Source organism: Variovorax sp. 01T439_2 (assembly GCF_056398445.1).
In genome coordinates, this window is record NZ_JBFTPJ010000768.1 from 1 (window position 1) to 2,893 (window position 2,893).

A 2,893-nucleotide genomic window follows, 5' to 3' on the forward strand; every position below is an offset into this window, starting at 1 on the left:
GTGTCGAGGCGTCCTCGCTCACCGCCCCGCTGGCCACGCCACCGATCGCCGGCACGTCGTTGGTCCCGGTAATGGTCACGGTCACCACCCGGCTGGCGGTGCCATCCGACGACACCGCGGTGAACCTGTCGTTGATCGATTGACCCGCGCCCAGCTGCTGGATCGCGCTTTGGCTGTTGTCGGCCGTGTAGGTCCAGTTGCCGTCGGTTGCCAGCGCGAAACTGCCGTAGCCATTGCTGCCGGCGGTGCCGGCCTGGGCTGCAAAACTGGACTGTCCTGCATCCACATCGGCGATCGTCAGCGCGCCGCTGGCCGCAAGGCTGCCCCCCGCCACCGCAATATCTTCTTGCGCCGCGCCGCTGGCGACGCCGCCGATGACCGGCACATCGTTGGTCCCGGTAATGGTCACCGTCACCACCTGGCTGGCCGTCGCATCGGACGACACTGCCGTGAAACTGTCGCTGAGCGATTGACCTGCGGCCAGCTGTTGGATTGCTGCCTGGCTGTTGTCGGCCKTGTAGCTCCAGTTGCCGTCGGCCGCCAATGTGAAGCTGCCGTAGCCGTTGCTGCCGCCGGCACTCGCTTGGGGCGCGAAGTTCGACTGGCCGGCATCTACATCGACGATCGTCAACGCCCCGCTGGCCGCGAGGCTGCCCCCCGCCACCGCAATATCTTCTTGCACCGCGCCGCTGGCGACGCCGCCGATGACCGGCACGTCATTGGTGCCAGTGATCGTCACCGTCACGAGCTGGCTGGCCGTACCGTCGGACGACACAGCAGTGAAGCTATCGCTGACCGACTCGCCGGCGCCCAACTGCTGGATCGCCGCCTGGCTGTTGTTGGCCGTGTAGGTCCAGCTGCCATCGGCCGCCAGCGTGAAATTGCCGTAGCCGTTGCCGCCGGTGGTGCCGGCCTGGGGCGTGAAGTTGGACTGACCCTGGTCGACATCGGCAATCGTCAGCGCACCACTGGTGCTCAGGTTCGGCGTCGAGGCATCCTCGCTCACCGCGCCGGTGGCAACGCCACCGATCACCGGTACATCGTTGGTCCCGGCAATGGTCACGGTCACGAGCTGGCTGGCCGTGCCGTCAGAGGACACGGCGGTGAAGCTGTCGCTGATCGATTGACCGACGCCAAGTTGCTGGATCGTGCTTTGGTTGTTGTCAGCCGCATAAGTCCAAGTGCCGCCGGCCGCGAGCGTGAAGCTGCCATAGCCATTGCTGCTGGCAGTGCTCGCTTGAGGCGCAAAGTTCGACTGGCCGGCATCCACATCGGCGATCGTCAGCGCCCCACTGGCCGCGAGGCTGCCACCGGACACCGCAACGTCTTCTTGTACCGCGCCGCTGACTACGCCGCCAATCACCGGAACGTCATTGGTCCCGGTGATGGTCACAGTCACGAGTTGGCTGGCCGTCCCATCGAACGACACCGCCGTGAAACTGTCGCTGATCGCCTCGCCGGCGCCCAACTGCTGGATCGCTGCCTGGCTGTTGTCGGCCGCATAAGTCCAAGTGCCGTCGGCCGCCAGCGTGAAGCTGCCGTAGCCGCCGCTGCCGGCGGTGCTTGCTTGAGGCGCGAAGTTCGACTGGCCCGCATCCACATCGGCGATCGTCAGCGCGCCACCGGTGCTCAGGTTCGGCGTCGAGGCATCCTCGCTCGCCGCGCCGGTGGCGACACCACCAATCACAGGTACATCGTTGGTGCCAGTGATCGTCACTGTCACGAGTTGGCTGGCCGTGCCGTCGAAGGACACTGCGGTGAAGCTGTCGCTGAGCGACTCCCCGGCACCCAGTTGCTGGATCGCTGCCTGGCTGTTGTCGGCGGTGTAGATCCAGTTGCCGTCGGCCGCGAGCGTGAAGCTGCCATAGGCGTTGCTGCCGGCTGTGCCGGCCTGGGCTGTGAAGCTGGACTGGCCTTGGTCGACATCGGCGATCGTCAACGCACCGCCGGTGCTCAGGTTCGGAGTCGAGTCATCCTCGCTCAGCGCGCCGCTGGCGACGCCGCCGATCACCGGCACATCGTTGGTCCCGGTGATGGTCACCGTCACGAGTTGGCTGGCCGTTCCATCGGACGAGACGGCAGTAAAGCTGTCGCTGAGCGACTGGCCGGCACCCAGCTGCTGGATCGCGCTTTGGCTGTTGTCGGCCGTGTAGGCCCAAGTGCCATCAGCCAGCAAGTTGAAGCTGCCGTAGCCGTTGCTGCCGGCAGTGCCGGCCTGGGCTGTGAGGCTGGACTGGCCTTGGTCGACATCGGCAATCGTTAACGCACCGCCGGTGCTCAGGTTTGGTGTCGAGGCATCCTCGGTCACCGCGCCGCTGGCGACGCCGCCGATCACCGGCACGTCGTTGGTCCCGGTGATCGTCACCGTCACGAGCTGGCTGGCCGTTCCATCGGACGAGACTGCAGTGAAACTGTCGCTGATCGACTCGCCGGCACCCAACTGCTGGACCGCTGCCTGGCTGTTGTCGGCCGTGTAGCTCCAGCTGCCATCAGCCAGCAAGTTGAAGCTGCCGTAGCCATTGCTGCCGGCAGTGCTCGCTTGTGGCGCGAAGTTCGATTGACCCTGGTCGACATCGGCAATCGTCAGCGCACCACTGGTGCTCAGGTTCGGCGTCGAGGCATCCTCGCTCACCGCGCCGGTGGCGACTCCACCGATCACCGGCACGTCGTTGGTGCCGGTAATCGTCACGGTCACCACCTCGCTGGCGGTGCCATCCGACGACACCGCGGTGAAGCTGTCGCTGATTGATTGACCTGCACCAAGCTGCTGAATCGCGCTCTGGCTGTTGTCGGCCGTATAGGTCCAGCTGCCATCGGCCGCCAGCGTGAAGCTGCCGTGGCCGTTGCTGCCAGCGGTGCTCGCTTGAGGCGCGAAGTTCGATTGACCCTGGTC

The 2,893-nt window shown here is 65.8% G+C and carries 1 protein-coding gene; it reads right to left on the reverse strand.

From position 1 onward, the window contains the following. Positions 1–2,893: VCBS domain-containing protein (locus AC1DOC_RS27435; RefSeq protein WP_478130895.1), on the reverse strand; the 2,893-nt coding region annotated here is incomplete at both ends.